Here is a 17,291-nt window from a genome sequence, read left to right as displayed (position 1 = left end):
GCGAGACGTGCCATGAGCCAGGCCCCAGGGCAAGGATCGATGCGGCCCGCCCAGGCGGGGCGGCGGGGCGAGAAGGTGCGCTCCGATCTTCACGTGGCCTTCGAGCCGGCGACGGCGGGTGGCATCCAGGTCGACCTGGAGTCCCGCGTGGCCGCCTACTACGGCCGGAGGATCCGTCGGCAGGTGGAAGAGATCGTCCGGCAGCACGGCATCGACCATGCCCGCCTGCGAGTGGTCGACGCCGGGGCGCTGCCCTTTGCCATCGAGGCCCGGGTGCGGGCGGCCCTGGTGCGGGCGGGAGCCGCGCCGGCGCCGCCGCCGCCGGTGCGACATCCCCCGTCGGGAGGCGGGATCGACCGCCTGCGGCGCAGCCGACTCTACATTCCCGGCAGCGACCCCAAATTGATGACCAACGCCGGTCTCTACGGTGCCGACGGGATCATCCTCGACCTGGAGGATTCGGTTCATCCGGACGAAAAAGACGCCGCGCGCCTGCTGGTGGCGGCGGCTTTGCAGTACCTCGACTTCGGTGACGCGGAGCGGATGGTGCGTATCAATCAGCTTCCAGCGGGGCTGGAAGACCTGGATGTGGTGCTTCCCGCCCGGCCGTCGTTGGTGCTGATTCCCAAGGTCGAGTCGGCGGCCGAGGTGCGGGAGGTCGATCGGCGCCTGACGGCTCTCGACTGCCCGGTGGAAGGTGACGGCGCCGTGTGGCTGATGCCGATCATCGAGTCGGCCCGGGGCCTCGAGGCGGCGGCGGAGATCGCCGCCGCCTGCGGCCGGGTGGCTGCGCTGACCATCGGCCTGGAGGACTACACCGCGGACCTGGGGGTGGTGAAGACTCCCGGAGGCGAGGAGAGCGCCTGGGCCCGCTCCCGCCTGGTCCAGGCGGCCCGCGCCGCGGGCTGCCAGGCCATCGACTCGGTCTACGGTGACATTGCGGACCTGGAGGGGCTCGAGCGTTGGGGGCGGCGCAGCCGGGCCATGGGCTTCGAGGGCATGGGCTGCATTCACCCCTCGCAGGTGCCGGTGGTGCACCGGGCCTTTGCTCCCGGGCCGGACGAAATCGAGCGGGCCCTGCGGGTGGTCGAGGCCTTCGAACAGGCCCGGTCTTCCGGCAGGGCCGTGGTGGCGTTGGGCAGCAAGATGATCGACCCGCCGGTCGTGGAGCGGGCCCTGGCCCTGGTGGAACGAGCGCGGCGCATGGGCCTGTTGGGCGGCGAGGAGGGCAGGCGGCGATGAGAGAGCACGGCGAGATGGTGGTCAACGCTTTGGGTCGACGCGTACCCTCGTCCATCGCCGGCCGGGCCCAGGTTCCCTACCGGGGCGTCGACGCTCACCGGCCCGCGGGGCGGCGCTGGGGGCCTGCCGTGGTTACGGCGTCGGACTACCCGTCCGACGGCGACAAGCGTTTGCCGGGATTGCGGGAGGCGCTCGAGGCCTGTGGCCTGGCCGACGGCATGACCCTCTCCACCCACCATCACCTGCGCAACGGGGACCGGGTGGCTCTCGCCGCCCTCGAGGCCGCGCGGGACCTGGGCGTGCGGGACCTGATGTGGTTTCCCAGCGCTTCGTTTCCCTGCCATGCCCCGGTGACCGGACTGATGGACGACGGTACGGTGCATCACATCGAGGGCAGCATGAATGGCCCGTTGGGCGCTTACTGTTCGGCGGGAAAGATGCGGGGCCTGGGCGTGCTGCGGTCCCACGGCGGGCGCTGGCAGGCGATCCAGGACGGCGAGGTCAAGATCGACGTGGCGGTCATCGCCGCCCCCACCGCCGATCCCTTCGGCAATGCCACCGGATCGCGTGGCCAGTCGGCCTGCGGCTCGATCAACTTCGCGCTTGCCGACTCGATCTATGCCGACAAGGTCATCGTGGTCACCGACAACCTGGTGCCCTTTCCCTGCATTCCCTGGCAGGTCCAGGGCAACAACGTGGACTACGTGGTGGAGGTGGAGTCCATCGGCGATCCGGCGAAGATCGTCTCGGGGACGACCCGTATCACCCGTTCGCCTGATCGCCTGCGGACGGCGGAGATGATCGCCCGGTTGATCCGCGACGCGGGGATTCTGCGGGACGGGTTTTCCTTCCAGGCCGGGGCGGGGGGCATCGCCCTGGCCTTCGTGGGCTTCCTCAAGGAGATGATGCGCCAGGCGGGGGTGCGCGCGCGTTTCGTGCGTGGAGGTTCGACCCGATACCTGGTGGACCTGCTGCAGGAAGGGTTGACCGACTACATCCTCGATGGACAGACCTTCGATCTGGCGGGGGTGGAGTCCATCGCCGGTGATCCACGTCATGTACCCACTTCGCCCTTCACCTCCTACAACCACCACGGCAAGGGGAATTTCGCCTCGATGGTCGACGTGGCGGTACTGGGAGCCACCGAGGTCGACCTGAACTTCAACGCCAACGTGGTGACCCACTCCGACGGCCGCCTGTTGCATGGCATCGGCGGCTGGCAGAACTGCCTGTTCTCCCGCTGCACCGTGCTGGCGGTGCCCAGCTTCCGCGATCGCCTGCCGGTGATCGTGGACGAGGTGACCACCATCACCGGTCCGGGAGAACTGGTGGACGTGGTGGCCACGGAGCGGGGCATCGCCATCAATCCCCGGCGGAAAGACCTGCTCGAGGCCCTGGAGGGTTCCGACCTGCCGATCCGCCCCCTCGAGGAGATCAAGGCCGAGGTGGAAGGCCTCTGCGGCGGTGCTCCCGAGCGTCCCGCGATCACCGACGAGCCTGTGGCGGTGATCAAGTGGGTCGACGGGACCGTGATCGACACGGTGTACCGCGTCGAGCCGTAAGGCTCTCGCCGGAGCTGTCGGGAAAGAAACGCGGCTGGAGGCGCCGCCCGGATTCGAACCGGGGATAAAGGTTTTGCAGACCTCTGCCTTAGCCACTTGGCCACGGCGCCTGGAGACGACCCGCCGGGCCCGTCGGGCCCTTCGGAGCGAAGAGAATACGCCGCGGCCGACAGGGCGTCAACGCAGATCCGGTTCACCCGGCGGAGCCAAAAGCAGGGCCCTGAGGAGGTCTGGATTCGGAGGCGTCTGTCCTCTTGCGGCCTGGGCCGAATCCTCCAGCCGGGCCGCGAGGAAGGGGGCGGCGGGGGCGAGGCCGAGCTGCTCGGCGGCGGCGAAGAAAGCAGGGGTGCAGCGGAGCGTCCCGGCCTGGTCGACGGTGAGCGCCGCCAGGGCCTCGGCGGCCTGCCGGGCGCTGAGCGGGCGGGGATCGCCCCCGCCGCCGAGGACCCGTCGCGCGATGGCGGTCAGGGCCACGGCGGACCACTCCACGTCCTCGATGTTCCGGCGGCCGGCGGGCAGCCGGGCCAGCTCGGGGAGTTCCCGGGCGCCGGCGCCGAGCCGCTCTTCGAGGAAGGTGCCCATGGACTCGGCCGCCAGCAACAGCTCATCGCAGCGCTCCAGGTCCTCGACGGCCCGGAAGGGGCGGGACTCCTCCCAGCCCTCGAAGCGGGGACGATGGCGCAGCAGGCCGGCGAGGGCGCGGGCGATGGGGGCGTCGAGCCGCTCGCCGGCCAGGTGGACGCGCCGGAGCCAGCCTTGCTCGAGGCGGCGGGCCCGCTCGACCCGTTCGATGACCGCTGCCGTGCCGGCACCCACCACTTCAGCCGCCGAGAGGTGATCGAGGGCGGGGCCGAGACGGGCTTCGTCGCCCCGGGTGATCAACTCCAGCCCGAGGTTGGCGTGACAGAAGGCCAGGCGCAGGCCGTCGCGGTGGGTGCGGGGGCGGCCCAGGTGGGCCAGGGAGGCGACGGCGAAGCGGTTGCCCAGCCGGGCCAGACCTTGATGGATGAAGGCTTCGGCCCTGGAGGGGTCACACGCGGCAAGAGCCTGGGCCAGGCAGGGCAGGGGGTCGCTATCGACCGGGACCAGGGCCGTGGATGCCGCCGGTCGCGGGCTGCCTGGGGATGGGGCGAGGGACGCGAGACGTCGGGCGAGCTGTTCGGCCGTAAGGCTCGGAGCCCAGACCTCGAGGGACTCCTCGAGGGGCGGGAAACCCCGCTCCGCGAGCCGCGAGACGCGCTCGGTGTAGACCTCTTCTTCGTGCTCGGCGGGAATCGCCCACAGGACCTGCTCGAGCAGGGCTTCGTAGACCCGCGTCCCCGCGCCGCGCAGCAGGGCCAGGCCGCCGAGCAGGCCTTCGAAGGCCTTGGGGCTCAGGCGCGGGACGGGGGCTAGATAGTAGAGTCCGTCAAGGGTCCGGGGCGCCGGCTCGGGGGGCCAGCGGGATTCGTCCACCGACGGGTCGAGCTTGTACACCGTCAGGACTCGGGAGAGGGCCAGGACCACGGTCTTTTCATCTCCCTCCCGCAGCCATCGGGCCATCAGTTCGGGGCCGGCCTCGGCGAAGCGTTCAAGCCAGGTTGCCAGGCGCCCGGCGGAGAATCGGTCCCGGCCCCAGGCGTCGATGTCGAGGACGAAATCGAGCTGGTGCCGCGACGCGAGAGGCAGCAGGGCGCGCGCTTCGGCGGGGGAGGCTTCGGCCAGGGTGAGGTAGAAGTCCTGGGCCGGCAGAACCCGGGCCAGGGCCGCCGGCCGGCGGGCTTCGAGAATCGAACCGATGCGCCGGCGTGGAGAGAGGGCCAGCAGTCGCCGCCGGTTCTGCTGAAGCTGTCTCGAATGAGCGTCCACGGCCCCCATTCTGCTCAATCAAGCAGGATGCGGCCACACCGGCGGGGCCTGGGGGAAGAAGGCCTCAGGAGGTCGTGGCGGGCGTGGGTTCGGTCGACGAGGTCAGCGACGCCGACGCGGGACGCAGCAGGGTGCAGCCACATCCATGGCAGACCGCTGTTTCGAGCTCTTCGTCGGAGATTGCGTTGTGTTGCCCACAGACGCATACGATCGTGAGAATCACCATCCACTCCTAAGCCCAGCCCACGAATAACATGGTTCGATCTCAGGCTCCGGGCCACAGGAATTGACAGGATTCTTGCGGCAGGAAGAGTGCCGCCGAAGCCTGGGGCCCCGGGTTCCGGTCCGCCGGCTCCCATTTCCTTGTGCACCAGTCCGATATCTTCCTCGCCGGAGCTCTCCCCGCTGCATCGCGCAGCGCCCGCGGTTGTCGTAGGATCGCTCCACGCCGGGATGGCGGAACGGGTAGACGCAGGGGACTTAAAATCCCCTGGCCGACAGGCCGTGTGGGTTCGAGTCCCACTCCCGGTACCAGCGCACGGTCTCCTCTCCGCAGTCGGCGGGCCGCGGGCGGTGCCCGCCTCGCGTGGCCGGGGACGTGCCGCCCGCCAGGGCCCGCTCCCGGCCGCCGTTTTCGCCGGTGACGGCTTCCCCGGGCGAGTCCCCTGGAGATCGCGCGCCCGGGCCTCCCGTCGCCGGAGCGGGAAAGGGCCCGGAGCGCGGGATCAGCGGCCGGCGTCGGCGCGCTTGACGGCAAACCAGCTGTAGATGGTTGGCAGGACCAGCAGGGTGAGCAGGGTGGAGGTCACCAGCCCGCCGATGACCACCGTGGCCAGGGGCCGCTGGACTTCTGCGCCGGCGCTGGTGGCCATCGCCATGGGCAGGAAGCCGAGGGAGGCCACCATGGCGGTCATCAGCACCGGCCTGAGCCGGACGCTGGCGCCCTCGATGGCGGCATGTTCCGGATCGGCGCCCTCCCGGCGCTTCTGCTCGACGTAGGAGATCAGGACCACGCCGTTGAGCACCGCCACGCCGAAGAGGGCGATGAAACCGACGCCCGCCGAGATCGAGAAGGGATAGCCTCGCAGGGCGAGCGCCAACAGGCCGCCGGTGACGGCGAGCGGTACGTTGGTGAAAATCAGGATCGCCAGGCGTCCCGAGTTGAAAGTCGAGTAGAGCAGGACGAAGATCATCAGCAGGGCCAGCGGTACCAGTAGCGTCAGGCGCCGGGTGGCCGCCTGGAGGTTTTCGAACTGGCCGCCCCACTCGATGAGCCAGCCGGGTGGTAACTCGACATCCCGTTCCACCGCCGCCCGGGCCTCCTTGACGAACGAGGCCAGGTCGCGGCCCCGGACATTGCTCTCCACGTTGATCCGGCGACTGATATTCTCCCGGCTGATCTGCGCCGAACCGTCCTCGATGGAGATGTCGGCGAGCTGGGAAAGGGGGATCAAGCGTGCCCGCGCGTCACCTTCCGCGGGGCCGCGGACCCGCAGGTTCCGAACCTGGTCGAGGCTCTGCCGTACGTTGTCGGCCGCGAAGCGGACCTGCAGCACGAAGCGTTTCTGGCCTTCGAGCACCACGCCCAGTGACTTGCCGCCGATGGTCTCCACCACGTCGAGCACGTCCTGCGCGTTGATGCCGTGCCGGGCGATGGCTTCCCGGTCGACGCGGACGTTGAGCATCGGCAGGCCGACGGTCTGCTCGGCCTTGACATCGGCCGCGCCGGGAATCTTCTGGAGCACGGCCACCACCTCGTCGGCCTTGCGCTTCATCAGCTTGAGATCGTCGCCATAGATGTGCACGGCGATGTCCGAGCGGACGCCGGCGATCAACTCCTGCACCCGCAGCTCGATCGGCTGGGAGAAAGAGAAGATCGCGCCGGGTACGTTCTCCTTCATCGCCGCGTCGATGGCCTGGATCAGCTTTTCCTTGGTCTTGAAACGCCAGGTCTTGGGGGGCTTGAGAATCAGGTAGGTATCACTGATCTCCACTCCCATGGGATCCGTGGCGATCTCCGCCCGGCCCGTGCGGGAGACGACCGTTTCCACTTCCGGGAACTGTTCGAGGATCACCTTCTCGGCGATCAGGCTGACCCGGTTGGATTCCTCGAGAGAGATGCTCGGGGGACGCCAGATTTGCATCGCGATCGCGCCCTCGTCCAGGCGCGGGATGAACTCTGCGCCGAGGAAGGGGATGACGCCCAGGCTGGCGACGAAGAGGGTCAACGCGATGGTCGCGGTGATGATCTTCCAGCGCAGAGCCCGCTGAAGCAGAGGCTTGTAGAGTCGCTGAATCATCCGGAAGAGCAGGGGTTCCTTCTCGGAGACCTTCTTGATCAGCAGGCTGGCCAGCACCGGCATCAAGGTCATGGCGCAGACCAGGGAGGCGGCCAGGGCGAAGACCACCGTCAGGGCCATCGGACGGAACATCTTCCCTTCCACCCCCCGCAGGGCGAGGATCGGCAGGTAGACGATCATGATGATCCCGACGGCGAAGACCACCGGCCGGGCCACCTGGTGGGCCGCGGCGCGTACCTTCTCGATGTGGGGCACGCCCGTCTCGTGGCGTCGGCTGTGCAGGACCCGGACGATGTTCTCGATCATGACCACCGAACCGTCGACGATCAGGCCGAAATCGATGGCGCCCAGGCTCATCAGGTTGCCCGACAGGCCGGCGAATCGCATCGCGGTGAACGCCACGAGCATCGAGAGGGGAATGGCGGCCGAGACGATCAGGCCACCGCGAAGATTGCCCAGCAAAAGCAGCAGAATGACGATCACCAGCGCCCCGCCCTCGATCAGGTTCTTGGCCACCGTCTTGATCGTTCGGCGCACCAGGTCGGTGCGATCGTAGAAAGTCTCGATCGTCACGCCCTCGGGCAGCGTCTTCTTGATCGCCTCGATCTTCTGCTTGACGTGGTCGACCACGACGCGGGAGTTTTCGCCCATCAGCATCATCACGATGCCGACCACCGCCTCGCCGCGACCGTCGCGGGTCACGGCCCCTTGGCGGATCATGGGCGCAAACTCGACTTCCGCGATGTCGGAGACATAGACGGGTGTCCCCTGGCGATCGTGGGCCAGGACGATCAGGCCGATGTCCTCGAGGCTGGCGACCAGCCCCTCGCCGCGGATCAGGTATTGTTCTCCCTGGTGGGCGATGTAGCCGCCCCCCACGTTGCGGTTGTTGGCTTCTATGGCATCGAAGACCTCCGCGAGAGACAGGCCGTAGGCCGTCAGCCGCAGGGGGTCGATACTCACCTGGTAGGTCTTCAGTTCGCCGCCGAAGGAATTCACCTCGACGATCCCGGGCACCGAGCGAAGCTGGTAATTGACAAACCAGTCGAGGATGGTGCGGAGTTCCATCGGTGTGTAGCAGGCATCCGTGTCGGGCTCTTCCGGGCCGCACATGGGTTCCCCTCGCACCTCGAACTGGTAGATCTCACCCAGGCCGGTCGAGATGGGGCCCATCTCGGGCTCGCCGTACCCGTCGGGAATCTGCTCCCGGGCTGCTGTCAGCCTCTCGGCGACCAGCTGACGGGCCCAGTAGATGTCGCTGCCTTCCTCGAAAACGACGGTCACCAGTGAGAGGCCGAACTTGGAAACCGAGCGGATCTCCTCGACCCGTGGCAGGCCGCTCATGGCGGTTTCCACGGGGAAGGTGATGAAGCGTTCCACCTCCTCGGGGCCCAGGCCGGGGCTGTTGGTCAGCACCTGGACCTGGATGTTGGTCACGTCGGGAACGGCGTCGATGGGCAGCGTGTTGAGCGAGAAAACCCCGACGACCGCCAGCAGAAGCCACGACACGATCACGAGAAAGCGGTTGTTCAGCGAGAAATCGATGATGGCGTGAATCATACCGTTCTCCTCAGTGCGCGTGGCCCCCGCCCAGGGATTCCTTGGACAGCTCGGATTTGAGAGTGAAAGAACCCTGGATCACGACTTCCTCGCCGGCTTCGATGCCTTGCCGGATCTCGACGAAGCCCGATGCCTTGCGACCCGGTTCCACTTCGCGGGCCATGAAGCGACCTTCTCCCAGGCTGACGAAGACCAGGTACTCGTCGCCGTTGCGCTGTACGGCGTCTTCCGGGACAACCACCATGCCCGCGGATTGGGCGGGAGCGAGATGCGGATCGGAGATCTGCACGCGAACGAACATGCCGGGGCGCAGGGCGCCGTCGGCGTTCTTGACATCGATGCGGGCGCGAACGGTACGCGTGTCGGTGTCCACTTCGTCACTGAGATAGGTCACCTCGCCGATGAAAATGCGGTCGGGGTAGGCGTCGGCCCGGACGCGGATGTCGTCCTCGAGATGCACGTGCTGCAGGTTGCGCTCGTAGACGTCGATCCAGATCCAGACGGACGAGAGGTCGGCTATGGTGAAGAGCACCGAGTCGGTGGAGGCCATCTCGCCGAGGGAGATGTGCTTGCGGACCACCTTGCCCGCGATGGGAGCCCGGACTTCGTAGAGCGAAGACTGGGGATCGTCGTAATGAACCGCGGCCAGGGCGTCTTGATCCAGCCCGAGAAGATGCAGCCGTTCCTCGGCGGCGCGCAGTACGGCCGTGGCCTCGCGCAGGGCCGCCTGGGCGTCGAGAACCTCCCTCTCCGAGGAGATCCTCTCGGCGCGCAAGGACTCTTCCCGTTCGTAGTTCTGGAGGGCCAGCTCGCGGCGGGCCCGCGCCTGGAGATAGTCGGATTTGGCCTGCCCCAGCTCGATCGAGTCCATCACGGCCAGGACCTCGCCCGGGCGTACCCGGTCGCCGAGATCCGCGCGGGCCTCGACGATACGACCGGCGATGCGGGGGGTGACGTGGACCAGGCGGTCGCGATTGAAGTCCACTTGCCCGGTAGTCCTGATCTCCGCCGGGAGGTGGCGTCGCTGGGCGGTGGCGGTGCGAATCTCGGCTCGCGCGAGCAACCGGGGGGACAGTTCCACGATGCCGGGTTGGTGTTCGTCGTGGGCTTCCGCTTCGTGATCCTCTCCCGGTGTGTCGTGGTGCTCGTCCCCGGCGACCGGGTCGTGCCCGTCCCCGGTGGAGGCCGCCGGCGCTTCCCCCGAACAGGCGGCAAGAAAGGCCAGGAGCAGCAGGAGCAGGAGAAAGAGCGGGGCCGCGGATGCGGTGGGCTTGGCCGTCATCGGGAGGACTCCTCATGAAAGAGAACGGAGAGGTCGGTGCCGGACGCGAGATCGAGGCGGATCTTGGCCAGTCGGGCCCGGGCCACCGTGTCCACGTAGTCGCGCTGAGCCAGGGTGAACTCCCTGCGAAAGACGATCACCTCCGTCCAGCCGATCTTGCCCGCTCTCAGCGAGCGATTGAGAAGGTCGAGGTTCTGGTTGAGCGAGCCGAGAACTCGTTGTTCGAGATTGCGGGTGGCCGTGGACGCTGCGGTGAAGAGCGCGTAGGACTCGATGATTTCCCGCTGGACGCGGTTTTCCGCCGCCGACTTTTCGGCCAGGGTCTGCCGGAGGCCGGCGTCCGCCTCGGCGATGCGGCCGCGGTTGCGGTTGAAGACCGGGATCGACAGGGAGATGCCCGCGCCGAAAATGCGATCGGTCCCTTCCTCCCGGTCCCAGGACGCGCTCAGGCGGAGATCGGGGATCCGCTGGCGGCGGCGCAGCCGGCGGGCCGACTCGGCGGCGAGAATGCGGTCGCTGAACGCCGCCAGATCCGCGCGGCGAGTGGCGGCGACCCGCAGCAACTCGGAAAGCGGCGGCGTCCCGGAGCGAGGTACGGTGAGCGTGCCGGTCACCCGGGGCAGGGATTCGGGCGGCAGGCCGATGGTCTCGGCCAGCAGGGCCCGGGCCGCTTTGTAGGCGCCCTCGACCATGGAGAGCGAGAGCTCGTCCCGGCCGACCTGGGCCAGGGCCAGATTCATTTCGATCTGGGTCGCCTCGCCGGCCTCGAGACGGCGTCGGGTCACCTCGGCGAGGTTGCGGGTCAACTCGACGTTGGTGCGCTCGACTTCGAGCAGCTCCCGGGTGCGCAGGACTTCGACGAAAGCGGCACGGACGGTTGCCGCCAGCAAGCGTTCTGCGCGTCGCAGGCGATCGTCGGCGTCCGCCAGGAGGGCTTCGGCGCCGCGGATCTCGAGGCTTCGCTTGCCGCCGATGCTGATCTGCTGGGAGAGTTCGACGCTCCGGTCGGTGCTTGGCGTGCCTCCCCCCCTGCGGCGGCCCTGGCCGATGAAAAGCTCCGGGTTGTAGGGGTAGGTTTTCGCACTCTGGAGGCGGGCGCGAAGCCTGTCGACCTCGGCCCGTCGGGCACGCAGAGAGGGATGGTTCTCGATGGCGGTACGAACGGCCCGGCTCTCCGTCAGGGCCGGCGATGTGACGTCCTGCGTCGGGCCGGCCGCCACGGGCAGCGGCAACATCAGGAAGGCGCCGACAGCGGATAGGGGCGGGATCCAGGTCCAGGAACGGAGATGTGGCATGTTTCGGGCTCCCGTCGGGCGGCACGGCCGCCCTCGGTTCGTCGAACGAAAAACGTGCTGCGGAAAACAATCGCCGTCCGGCGGCCGGCCCCGGTTACGGAGGCGGGCGCAGGGCGGCGTCAGGGCAGCCGACGGGAGAGATCAGGCGCGCAGGACGATGGTGCGCAGAGCCGCCAGGGCGGTGCCGATCGCGGGGGGCGGGGGCGTTTCCAGAACCGCCTCGTTCGGCGGCAGAAGGGAGAGCGGGCCGGAGACGAGAGGCGTGAACAGGGCGACGGTGTCGCTCTTTCGGGTGGAGGTATAACGGCCTTCCCGGAGCGGCGGGAGATCGTTGCACGGCCCGCAGGCGAGGGGACCCGGCGCGCCCAGCATCAGGGGTGCGGGAGGCGCGTTCGGTGGTGTTCGCTCCTCCCCGGCCGCGGAAGCGTCCGCGCAACACAGACCCCATGGGGCGAACTCGAGGGCGCGGTGGCCGTCAGAGCCGATACACAGCACCATGCCCCCGCTCAGCGCGGGCAGCACGCCGACCTGGGATAGGATCAGCGTCGCCGCGAGCAGGAGTCTGAGGATCTTCTCACGCACCCATCGGCCCCTTTCACAGGAACCATGACGGTAAGTCCGGCCGGCGGTCGTGTCAAATCCGCCGCCGGGGGCCGCGGCCGGCGTTTCGCGACGTGACGAGCTGTGCTGGAATGGCCCCGTGTTTGGAGGTGACAGCGGTGAACCCGACAGTCTCGCGGCCCTCGGTTCTCTTTCTCTGCACCGGCAATTCCGCGCGCAGTCAACTCGCCGAGGCTCTCTTGCGGCATCTGGCTCCGGGGCGTTATCGGGTCCTCAGTGCCGGCACCCGGCCCGCTGCCCGGGTCCATCCCCTGGCGCTGGCCGTCCTCGAAGAGCAGGGGATCCCCACGGTGGGCCTGGTGCCCAAGTCCCTGGCGGAAGTGCGACGGACCGGGGACATCGTCCACCTGATCACGGTGTGCGCCGCTGCGGCCCGGGAGTGCCCCACCGGGTGGGCTGGGGTGAGGACGCACGAGCACTGGCCCCTCGAGGATCCCGCCGCGGCGGTTGGGGACGGTGAGCAGCGGCTCAACGTGTTCCGGGCGGCCCGCGACGAGATCGAGCGGCGAATCCTGCGCTGGCTGGAGCGCGGCGAGGCGTGCGGCTGAGCGGCGGCCGCGCGGCGCCGCGTCAAGGCCCGCTGTCAGCCGAAGATGCCGCGCTCGCGGGCCGCACTTTCCAGTTCGGCGCGGAAGTCGGGGTGAGCGATCTGGATCAGGGCCTCACAGCGTTGACTCAGGTTTTTGCCGAAGAGGTGGGCTGTACCCCACTCCGTGACCACGTAGTGCACATCGGCCCGGGTCGTGACTACCCCGGCTCCCTGCTGCAGGAAGGGAACGATACGCGATTGACTGCCCTTACGGGCCGTCGAGGGGAGTGCGATGATCGGTTTGCCGCCCTTGGCCTTGGCCGCGCCCCGGATGAAGTCCACCTGCCCACCGAATCCGGAGTAGATCCGAGGGCCGATGGAGTCCGAGCAGACCTGGCCCGTCAGATCGACCTCGATGGCCGAGTTGATCGCCACCATGTTCTCGTTCTGGCTGACGATGAAGGGATCGTTGACATAGTCGCAGGGATGGGCTTCGATCATCGGATTGTTGTCGAGAAAGTCGTACAGCTGCTGGGAGCCGAGGGCGAAGGTGATCACGACTTTGCCCTGGTGCAGAGTCTTGCGGGCTCCCGTGATCACGCCGCGCTCGATGGCGTGCATGCAGCCGTCGGAGATCATCTCGGTGTGCACCCCCAGGTCCTTGATGCCGTCGAGGGATTCGTAGACCGCGTCGGGGATGCCGCCGATGCCCATCTGCAGCGTGCATCCGTCCTCGATCAGGGGCAGGATGTTCTGGCCGATCTGCCGTTCGACCTCGGAGATCGGCCGGGCGGCCAGCTCGGGCAAGGCCTCGGTGTGTTCCACGATGGCGTCCACCCGGCTGACGTGAATGAAGGAATCACCGAGGACGCGTGGCATCTTCTCGTTGACCTGGACCACCACCTTGCGGGCCGCAGCGCAGGCTGCCTGGGCCGCCATGGTTTCCACGCCGAGGCTCATGAAGCCGTGTTCGTCGGGAGGGGAGGCCATGACCATCGCCACGTCCAGGTCGATGATCTTCTCCTTGAACAGGCGTGGAATGTGGTGCAGGAAGACGGGCACGTAGTCGGCCCGCCCCGAATTGACCGCTTCGCGGTCGGCCGGGCCGACGAAAAGGGAGTTGTGGCGGAAGTGCCCCTCCATCTCGGGAGCCGAAAGAGGGTCCTCTCCGAGCAGCAGCACGTGATTGAGCTGCACGTCGTGCAGGGCCTCGTAGTCTTCGGCCAGGGCTCGCACCAGAGCCATGGGGATCGCCGCGTTGCCGCCGTAGTAGACCCGGTTACCGCTTTCGATGAGGCTGACCGCGTCCTTGGCGGAGCGGACCTTGCGCTTATAGAGATCGAGCCAGGCCATGACGTGTTCTCCTCGGGTCGTCCTCAGTCGAGCATTTCATGAAGGGCAGTGGCCTTGAGGCCCACGGCGGCGGCGGCGGCTTCGTTGACCATTCTTCCGCGGTAGAGGTAGACGCCCTCGGCCAGTCCCGGGTGGACGCGCAGGGCGCGCTCGATGCCGGCGTTGGCCGTGCCTACGATCTGGTTGATGGCCGCGATGGTCAGGGCCCGGGACGCGGTACGCGGAACGTTGGTCGTCATGTTGGGCACGCAGTAGTGGGTCACTCCGCCGACCTGGAAGGTCGGATTGTCCGGGGTGGTGGGTCTGCTGGTCGCCACGCAACCTCCCTGGTCGATCGACACGTCGATGATCACGCTGCCGCGTTTCATGGTGTCGACCATTTCTTCCGTGACCAGGTAGGGGGTGCGTCCGCCCGGAATCATCACGGCTCCGATCAGGACATCGGCGATCGCCGCGTAGCGGCGCAGGTTGCGGGGCGAGGCGAGGGCCGTGACCAGGTGCTGACCGTTGCCGGCGATGGCTTCCCGCAGCCGGGGAAGGTGCGAGTCGAGGACGATCACATGGGCGCCGAGGGCGGTCGCCGTCCGGGCCGCCGTCATCCCCACCGTACCCGCTCCGAGGATCACCACCGTGGCGGGCGGCACTCCCGGCACGCTCCCGAGAATGATGCCGCGGCCGCCCTCTTCGTGTTCGAGCAGGCGGGCCGCCATGGAAATCGCCAGTCGGCCCGCGATTTCGCTCTGGGAGGTGAGGACCGGCCGGTGGCAATCGCCCGAGTCGCATTCCACCAGTTCGTAGCCGATGGCCGTGATCTCCCGTTCGACGAGTTCCACCAGCACCTCCCTGGGCGTGACGGCGAGGTGGTGGAAACTCAGGACGGCCGTACCCGGATTGAGGAAGCGGGCCTCCTCGACGTCGAGGCTCCCGACCCGGCAGAGCAACTCGGAGCGTCCGTAGACCTCGTCAGGGCGATAGACGATGGTTGCGCCGGCCCCCACGTAGTCTTCGTCGGAGAAGTGGGAGTCTCTACCGGCATCCCGCTCCACGTACACCTCGTGACCCTGGTGGACGAGCCGGGAAACGCCGAAGGGGGTCAGACCCACCCGGTGCTCGTGGCGCAACCTCTCCTTGGGAACGCCGATTCTCATGGAAGTCTCCTTGGACCCACGTACACAGGCCCCCGGCCGGCAACGCCGCGGCCGGCGGCGGGGCGGGCCTTGCGGCCCTTCGGGCCGGCCTTCGCGGCGTCCCGCCTGGCCTGTCCCCGGTTGTCGCGGGTCGAAAGCACTGGCTGCCTCCGGTCTCGAGTGGCATGCGGACCTGGGCTGCGAAAATACGAAAAAAGGAGCGGGAGGCAGAAGAATAGCTCCCGAACCCGATGGAGGCCAGTACTTTCAGCAGCTATCGTGAGCCTCGGCACGGAACCCGCGCAGCAGGCGCCGGGGCGTCGATCCGGGCGTTCCTCGCCACGGAGTCCAAGGAGGGGAAGGGCATGTCTCGATTCGCCGTACCGCGGCTGGCTTCCATCGGCCGGGGAGATCTGGACGGCTTCTTCGGCCTGATGGTCGACAACCTGCTTCAGTTCCTGGTGATCTACGCCCTGTGCACCGGGCTCTGCGGCTTTCCTCCCGATTTCGTTCTCACCCGCATCTTTCCCGGCGCGGCCCTCTCCCTGATCGTGGGCAACCTCTACTACGCCCGGCTCGCCCGCAGGCTCTCCCTCGAGCGCGGCCGGCCGATGACGGCGCTGCCCTACGGCATCAACACGGTCAGCCTCTTCGCCTACGTCCTCTTCGTCATGGCACCGACCTACGCCGAACTGGCGGCGGATCCCGCCGTTTCGGCCGAGCAGGCGGCCCGCACCGCCTGGCAGGTGGGACTGGTGGCCTGCCTGCTTTCCGGACTGATCGAGGCGGCAGGGGGTTGGGGCGCGGGCTGGGTGCGGAAGATCACGCCCCGGGCGGCCCTGCTCTCCACCCTGGCCGGCATCGCCATCGGCTTCATCTCGATGGAGTTCATCCTGCGCTCCTTCGACAAGCCCCTGATCGCCCTGGCTCCCCTGGCCCTGGTGCTGGTCACCTACCTCAGCCGGGTGCGTTGGCCGGGGGGGCTGCCCGGCGGGCTGATCGCGGTGGCCGTGGGTACGGCGCTGGCCTGGTTGATTCGCCTCGCCGGCTGGCCCGGAGGGGTCGGCGTCGGTGGTGAGAACCTGTTGGCCGGCGCTGGTTTTCACCCGCCGATGCCGGCTTTGGGCGATCTGTCGGCGGCTCTCGCCAGTCCCCACGTCTGGGGGCGGATCTCGATCATCGTGCCGATGGGGCTGATCAATCTCCTCGGTGCGCTGCAGTGCATCGAGTCTGCGGAGGCGGAGGGCGACAGTTACCCGGAGCGCCCCTGCCTGGTGGCCAACGGGGTGGGTTCAGTGGCGGCCGCCTGCTTCGGCTCGTGCTTTCCCACGACGATCTACATCGGCCATCCAGGGTGGAAACGCATGGGAGCCGGTTGGGCCTATTCGGCGGCCAACGGCATCTTCTTCGGGTTGCTGGCTCTTTTCGGCCTGATCGGTCCGATCGCCCGGATCGTGCCGGTGGAAGCGGCGATGGCGATCCTGGTCTGGATCGCGGTCATCATCACCGCGCAGGCCTTCACGGCCACGCCCGCGCGCCACGCTCCCGCCGTGGTGTTGGGTCTTTTGCCGGGCCTGGCCGCCTGGGGTTGGCTGCTGGTGGAGATGACCACCGGCAGCGCGCGGCTCGCCGGCCGCCTGGTGGAGGGGGCCACCCTGCCGGTGCTGGTGGAGGACCTCTCCCGGACCACCTTGCCTTACGTGGGCGGGCTGCTGACCCTCAAGGCCGGGTTTCTCTTCTCCGCCACCTTCCTGGCCGCCATCGGCGTCTTCCTCGCCGAGCGTCGCTTCGGCACGGCCGCGTTCTGGGCGCTGGTCGCCGCCGCCTTCACCTGGGTCGGCCTGATGCATGCCTACACCATCACCCCCGCGGCGGTGCGGGAGGAGATCCGCCCCGGATTCGCCTGGCCGATGGCCGTGGGCTATCTTGCGGTGGCCGCCGTCGCCCTGGCGGCGCGCTTGCTGGCCCGGCCCGTCGAGGAGACGGCCGAAAAGGGGACATGATGCCCTCCACGGCGGATTTCAAGAAAGGCACTCGCCTGCTGATCGACGGTGAGCCCTGGGCGGTGGTCGAGCACACCCTGCAGACGCCCTCGGCCCGCGGCTCGGCCACCCTGGTCCGGGCCCGTTTGCGGCACCTGCTCAGCGGCCAGGTACTCGATCGCACGTTCAAGGCCGGCACGGTCTTCGAGAGTCCGGACCTGACCTACCGACCCGCCCAGTTCCTCTACGCCGACGGTGAGGACCTGCACTTCATGGACGAAGAGTCCTACGAGCAGTTCGCCCTTCCCGTCGCCGGCCTGCCGGAGGTGGCGCCGTGGCTGGAGGAGGGTATGACCGTGCGGGCGGTCCACTTCCAGGGCCACGTCGCCGCGGTGGAACTGCCCCGCACCCTCGAGGTGGAGGTACTCGACACCGAACCGGCGGTGAGGGGCAACACCGCCGCCGGCAAGGTGATGAAGAAGGCCACGGTGGCGGGAGGGGTGGAAATCCAGGTCCCGCTCTACCTGGAAAAGGGAGAGCGGATCGAGGTCGACCCCCTCGAGAAGCGTTACCTGCGCCGCGCCTGAACT

The 17,291-nt window shown here is 68.3% G+C and carries 12 protein-coding genes and 2 tRNA genes; 6 read left to right on the top strand and 8 right to left on the bottom strand.

Going from position 1 to position 17,291, the window contains the following annotated elements:
* The first annotated feature begins 12 nt into the window (after positions 1–12).
* Both Q9Q40_14735 and Q9Q40_14730 read left to right on the top strand, forming a co-directional pair.
* Positions 13–1,242, top strand: coding sequence for an aldolase/citrate lyase family protein (locus Q9Q40_14735; GenBank protein ID MDQ7008474.1), 1,230 nt, complete (start codon positions 13–15; stop codon positions 1,240–1,242).
* The gene (locus tag Q9Q40_14730) at positions 1,239–2,804 is read left to right on the top strand and encodes a citrate lyase subunit alpha (GenBank protein ID MDQ7008473.1); all 1,566 of its coding nucleotides are present in this window, start codon (positions 1,239–1,241) and stop codon (positions 2,802–2,804) included. The genes Q9Q40_14735 and Q9Q40_14730 overlap by 4 nt, the downstream gene beginning before the upstream one ends.
* 35 nt (positions 2,805–2,839) lie before the next feature.
* Here Q9Q40_14730 and Q9Q40_14725 read toward each other — a convergent pair.
* Positions 2,840–2,914 (bottom strand) — tRNA-Cys (locus tag Q9Q40_14725).
* Positions 2,915–2,981: 67 nt separating this feature from the next.
* Complete coding sequence (locus Q9Q40_14720; GenBank protein MDQ7008472.1) at positions 2,982–4,652, bottom strand: DUF6178 family protein; 1,671 nt, start codon at positions 4,650–4,652, stop codon at positions 2,982–2,984.
* A gap of 447 nt (positions 4,653–5,099) precedes the next feature.
* Between Q9Q40_14720 and Q9Q40_14715 the strand changes: the two genes are divergently transcribed.
* Positions 5,100–5,186: transfer RNA gene (locus tag Q9Q40_14715), tRNA-Leu, on the top strand.
* A 191-nt stretch (positions 5,187–5,377) separates the two neighbouring features.
* On the opposite strand, the gene Q9Q40_14710 is transcribed toward Q9Q40_14715, so the two are convergent.
* From Q9Q40_14710 to Q9Q40_14695, 4 genes are all read right to left on the bottom strand, one after another.
* Positions 5,378–8,512, bottom strand: a complete 3,135-nt coding sequence (locus Q9Q40_14710; GenBank protein ID MDQ7008471.1) for a CusA/CzcA family heavy metal efflux RND transporter — start codon at positions 8,510–8,512, stop codon at positions 5,378–5,380.
* Positions 8,513–8,522: 10 nt separating this feature from the next.
* Positions 8,523–9,794 (bottom strand): efflux RND transporter periplasmic adaptor subunit, encoded by a 1,272-nt coding sequence (locus tag Q9Q40_14705; protein ID MDQ7008470.1) that lies wholly within the window; start codon positions 9,792–9,794, stop codon positions 8,523–8,525.
* Positions 9,791–11,089, bottom strand: coding sequence for a TolC family protein (locus tag Q9Q40_14700; protein MDQ7008469.1), 1,299 nt, complete (start codon positions 11,087–11,089; stop codon positions 9,791–9,793). Before Q9Q40_14700 ends, Q9Q40_14705 begins: the two co-directional genes overlap by 4 nt.
* A 141-nt stretch (positions 11,090–11,230) precedes the next feature.
* Complete coding sequence (locus tag Q9Q40_14695; protein ID MDQ7008468.1) at positions 11,231–11,671, bottom strand: hypothetical protein; 441 nt, start codon at positions 11,669–11,671, stop codon at positions 11,231–11,233.
* Positions 11,672–11,808: 137 nt separating this feature from the next.
* Between Q9Q40_14695 and Q9Q40_14690 the strand changes: the two genes are divergently transcribed.
* Positions 11,809–12,258, top strand: coding sequence for an arsenate reductase ArsC (locus tag Q9Q40_14690; GenBank protein ID MDQ7008467.1), 450 nt, complete (start codon positions 11,809–11,811; stop codon positions 12,256–12,258).
* A gap of 35 nt (positions 12,259–12,293) precedes the next feature.
* Here the strand turns inward: Q9Q40_14690 and Q9Q40_14685 are convergent, their stop codons facing one another.
* On the bottom strand, positions 12,294–13,592 hold the full coding sequence (locus Q9Q40_14685; protein MDQ7008466.1) for an acetyl-CoA hydrolase/transferase C-terminal domain-containing protein: 1,299 nt from the start codon (positions 13,590–13,592) through the stop codon (positions 12,294–12,296).
* Positions 13,593–13,615: 23 nt separating this feature from the next.
* Entirely contained in the window at positions 13,616–14,740 is a 1,125-nt protein-coding gene (locus Q9Q40_14680) for an alanine dehydrogenase (GenBank protein MDQ7008465.1), read from the bottom strand.
* Between the two features lie 344 nt (positions 14,741–15,084).
* Here Q9Q40_14680 and Q9Q40_14675 point away from each other — a divergent pair, with 344 nt between their 5' ends.
* Both Q9Q40_14675 and Q9Q40_14670 read left to right on the top strand, forming a co-directional pair.
* Positions 15,085–16,722, top strand: coding sequence for an NCS2 family permease (locus Q9Q40_14675; protein MDQ7008464.1), 1,638 nt, complete (start codon positions 15,085–15,087; stop codon positions 16,720–16,722).
* Positions 16,719–17,288 (top strand): elongation factor P, encoded by a 570-nt coding sequence (locus Q9Q40_14670; GenBank protein ID MDQ7008463.1) that lies wholly within the window; start codon positions 16,719–16,721, stop codon positions 17,286–17,288. Before Q9Q40_14675 ends, Q9Q40_14670 begins: the two co-directional genes overlap by 4 nt.
* Positions 17,289–17,291 lie beyond the last annotated feature (3 nt).

It is taken from the genome of Acidobacteriota bacterium (assembly GCA_030949985.1).
Classification (GTDB): Bacteria; Acidobacteriota; Polarisedimenticolia; order J045; family J045; genus JALTMS01.
Note: the sequence above shows the minus strand (reverse complement) of the source record. Positions and strands in the feature narration are given on the sequence as shown.

Bases quoted from the DNA above. Each gene is read 5' to 3' on its own strand.
- Q9Q40_14670 (MDQ7008463.1), top strand. From the start codon at position 16,719: ATGATGCCCTCCACGGCGGATTTCAAGAAAGGCACTCGCCTGCTGATC.
- Q9Q40_14685 (MDQ7008466.1), bottom strand. From the start codon at position 13,592: ATGGCCTGGCTCGATCTCTATAAGCGCAAGGTCCGCTCCGCCAAGGAC.
- Q9Q40_14705 (MDQ7008470.1), bottom strand. From the start codon at position 9,794: ATGACGGCCAAGCCCACCGCATCCGCGGCCCCGCTCTTTCTCCTGCTC.
- Q9Q40_14675 (MDQ7008464.1), top strand. From the start codon at position 15,085: ATGTCTCGATTCGCCGTACCGCGGCTGGCTTCCATCGGCCGGGGAGAT.
- Q9Q40_14735 (MDQ7008474.1), top strand. From the start codon at position 13: ATGAGCCAGGCCCCAGGGCAAGGATCGATGCGGCCCGCCCAGGCGGGG.
- Q9Q40_14680 (MDQ7008465.1), bottom strand. From the start codon at position 14,740: ATGAGAATCGGCGTTCCCAAGGAGAGGTTGCGCCACGAGCACCGGGTG.
- Q9Q40_14730 (MDQ7008473.1), top strand. From the start codon at position 1,239: ATGAGAGAGCACGGCGAGATGGTGGTCAACGCTTTGGGTCGACGCGTA.
- Q9Q40_14700 (MDQ7008469.1), bottom strand. From the start codon at position 11,089: ATGCCACATCTCCGTTCCTGGACCTGGATCCCGCCCCTATCCGCTGTC.
- Q9Q40_14710 (MDQ7008471.1), bottom strand. From the start codon at position 8,512: ATGATTCACGCCATCATCGATTTCTCGCTGAACAACCGCTTTCTCGTG.